The following is a 3,004-nucleotide window of genomic DNA, read 5'->3' on the forward strand; positions in this document are numbered from 1 at the left end:
AGCGTGAGCGCCTCGGTCAGCGGCACGCCGAGGCGGTTGATGAACTCCAGAGGGGCGGCGCCGGTGCCACCCTCGCCGCCATCGACGACGATGAAATCCGGGCGCTGGCCGGTCTCGAGCATCGCCTTGACGATGGCGAACCACTCCCAGGGGTGGCCGATCGCAAGCTTGAAGCCCACGGGCTTGCCGCCGGAGAGCTCGCGCAGCCGGCCGATGAAGGCCATCAGCTCGAGCGGCGTGGTGAAGGCGCTGTGCGCCGCCGGCGAGATCACGTCCTGGCCCATCGGCACCTCGCGCGCCTCGGCGATCTCGCGGGTCACCTTGGCAGCGGGGAGAATACCGCCGTGGCCGGGCTTGGCGCCTTGCGAGAGCTTGATCTCGATCATCTTGACCTGATCGGCGCGCGCATTCTCGGCGAAGCGCTCTGCGTTGAAGGTGCCGTCGTCGTGGCGACAGCCGAAGTAGCCGGAGGCGATCTCCCACACCAGGTCGCCGCCGTGCAGGCGGTGGTAGCGCGAGATCGAGCCCTCGCCGGTATCGTGGTAGAAGCCGCCGCGACTCGCCCCCTTGTTGAGCGCCTCGATGGCGTTGCCGGAGAGCGAGCCGAAGCTCATCGCCGAGATGTTCAGGATGCTGGCGGAATAGGGTTTGCGACAGTGCCGCCCGCCGATCTCGACGCGAAAGTCGTGATCGTCGATGGTGGTCGGCGCCAGCGAGTGGTTGATCCACTCATGGCCCGGGTGATACATGTCGAGCAGCGAGCCGAAGGGTTTCTTGTCGGATTCGTTCTTGGCGCGCTGATACACCGCCGCGCGCTGCTCGCGGGAGAACGGCCGCTCGTCGAGATCCGACTGGATGAAGTACTGGCGAATCTCCGGCCCGATCGATTCGAGAAAGTAGCGAAAGTGGGCCAGTATCGGGTAGTTGCGGCTCACCGTGCGGCGCTTCTGAGACACATCGTAGATCCCCACCAGCGTCAGCGCCCCGAACACCACTACGCCGATCCACCAGGGCCACGCCCGGGTGGCCCCGACAAGCGATACCACCAGCAGCACGCTGCAGGTCACGAACACGGCGTTGCGCCGCGCGATACGTGTCAATCCGATTGCCCTGACCATGGCGTTGGTTCTCCCCGGGTTGAAATTCGAGCGGCTATGCTGCCTGCCTCGCTCAGCATAGCCGCAAACCCGCCGGCGCAGCGACGCTTGGCGCGCGCCAAGCGGACACCACCGAGATAACCGACTACCATGACTACTCATCGCCCTTCACTCACGCAAGGTTGTCATGGGTCTTCAGGAAATCGCCATCGGCGGCATCTTCATCAGTCCGCTGCTACTTTATGCCCTGCTGGGCTTCATCGCGACGCTTTTGCTGCGCACGCTCCTGCACCTTCTAGCACCCACCCGCCCGCTCTGGTTCGAGGCGTGGTTCGACGTTTCGCTGTTCGTGATCGCGACCGCGCTGATCACTTTCGTCTTCACCGTCTTGCTCGAGAATCCCTGATGCGACCTTCCCTGCGTATTCTGCTGACCTTGGTGGTGGTGGCGCTGGCCATCGCTGCGGGCACCTGGCTCTGGCGCTACTACCTCTACACGCCCTGGACCCGCGATGGCCGCGTGCATGCCGACGTGATCACCATCGCCCCGGACGTCGCGGGCTGGGTGCGCGAGCTCTCGGTCACTGATGCCGATCACGTCGACGAGGGCGACCCGCTGTTTCAGATCGACGCTGCCCGCTACCAGGCGGCGGTGAACCAGGCCCAGGCGGAAGTCACCCACCGCCAGGCCACGCTGGAACTCAGCCGCGCCGAGGCCAACCGGCGCAACCAGTTGGGCAACAGCCGGGCGATCAGCCAGGAGAACCAGCAGATCGCCCAGATCGATGCCCAGGTGGCGGCAGCGGATCTCGAGCAGGCCGAGGCTGCGCTGGAGGCCGCCCAGCTCGACCTGGAGCGCGCCAGCGCCACCGCTCCCGCGAGCGGCCACATTCTCAACGTCCAGTTCACCGCCGGCAACTACGTCAACCGTGGCACTCCGGTGATGGCGCTGATTCGCGACGACTCCTACTACGTGGTGGGCTACTTCGAGGAAACCAAGATGGCCGACATCCGCGTCGGCGACCCGGCGGACGTGACGCTGATGCAGGGCAACACGCCGCTTCAAGGGCGCGTGGCGGGCATCGGTCGTGGCATCGCCGATGCCAACACCGCGCTCAACGCTCAGCTCCTGCCCCAGGTGGCCCCCACCTTCAACTGGGTACGCCTGGCCCAGCGCATCCCGGTGCGCATCGCGCTCGACGAGGTGCCGGACCAGACGCTTCTGAGCGTGGGCATGACCGCCACCGTGCGTATCCGCCCCGCCGACGCCGCCGAGTAGCCCGATGCCGCCGCTGCTCAAAACCTACCTGATGCCCGACGTCACGGCGGTGCAGTTCGCCATCAAGACCACCGTGGCGATGATGCTCGCACTCTACATCGCCTTCTTTTTCGATCTCGAGCGCCCCTACTGGGCGCTCATCTCGGCGGCCTTTCTCCAGGTGCGACCGATGAGCGGCATGGTGATCGAGAAGGGCATCTGCCAGCTCGGCGGCACCTTCGTCGGCGCCGTGGCGGGGGTCGCAATCATGGCGCTGTTCGCCCAGGCGCGGGTGCCGGCGCTAATGACGTTGACGCTCTGGATCGCGCTTTGCACCTACGTGGGCTCGCTTTGGCGCAACAACTATACCTACGGCTGTCTGATGGCGGCGGTGACCGCGATGCTGATCGTGGTGATCTCAAGCGGCAGCACCCCGGCGGGCATCTTCGACGTGGCGGTAGCGCGGCTCACCGAGCTCGGCCTCGGCGCGATCTGCGCCACCCTGGTCAGCTCGCTGTTGTGGCCCTCAAAAGTGGGCGGACACCTGGCCCGGCAGGCGGACACGGTGATCAACCGCGCCTTCAGCCACGCCGCGCTGCGCCTTGAGGCAAGCGATGACACTGCCGCCATGCAGGCGGCGCTGCGCGGCG

At 66.3% G+C, this 3,004-nt stretch carries 4 protein-coding genes; 3 read left to right on the plus strand and 1 reads right to left on the minus strand.

From position 1 onward, the window contains the following. Positions 1 to 1,118 (minus strand): FMN-binding glutamate synthase family protein (locus BIS11_RS13985; RefSeq protein ID WP_253586345.1); only part of this gene is annotated, 1,118 nt, incomplete at its 3' end. A gap of 166 nt (positions 1,119 to 1,284) precedes the next feature. Between BIS11_RS13985 and BIS11_RS13990 the strand changes: the two genes are divergently transcribed. The 3 genes from BIS11_RS13990 to BIS11_RS14000 all read left to right on the plus strand — a co-directional run. Then, the gene (locus tag BIS11_RS13990) at positions 1,285 to 1,503 is read left to right on the plus strand and encodes a DUF1656 domain-containing protein (protein WP_253423435.1); all 219 of its coding nucleotides are present in this window, start codon (positions 1,285 to 1,287) and stop codon (positions 1,501 to 1,503) included. Beyond that, positions 1,503 to 2,375 carry an HlyD family secretion protein gene (locus BIS11_RS13995; protein ID WP_253423433.1) on the plus strand — a complete coding sequence of 291 codons (873 nt, stop codon included), beginning with the start codon at positions 1,503 to 1,505 and terminating at the stop codon, positions 2,373 to 2,375. The genes BIS11_RS13990 and BIS11_RS13995 overlap by 1 nt, the downstream gene beginning before the upstream one ends. 4 nt (positions 2,376 to 2,379) lie before the next feature. After that, positions 2,380 to 3,004: FUSC family protein (locus BIS11_RS14000; RefSeq protein ID WP_253586346.1), on the plus strand; the 625-nt coding region annotated here is incomplete at its 3' end.

This window comes from Halomonas sp. 707D4 (genome assembly GCF_024158685.1).
Taxonomy (GTDB): Bacteria; Pseudomonadota; Gammaproteobacteria; order Pseudomonadales; family Halomonadaceae; genus Vreelandella.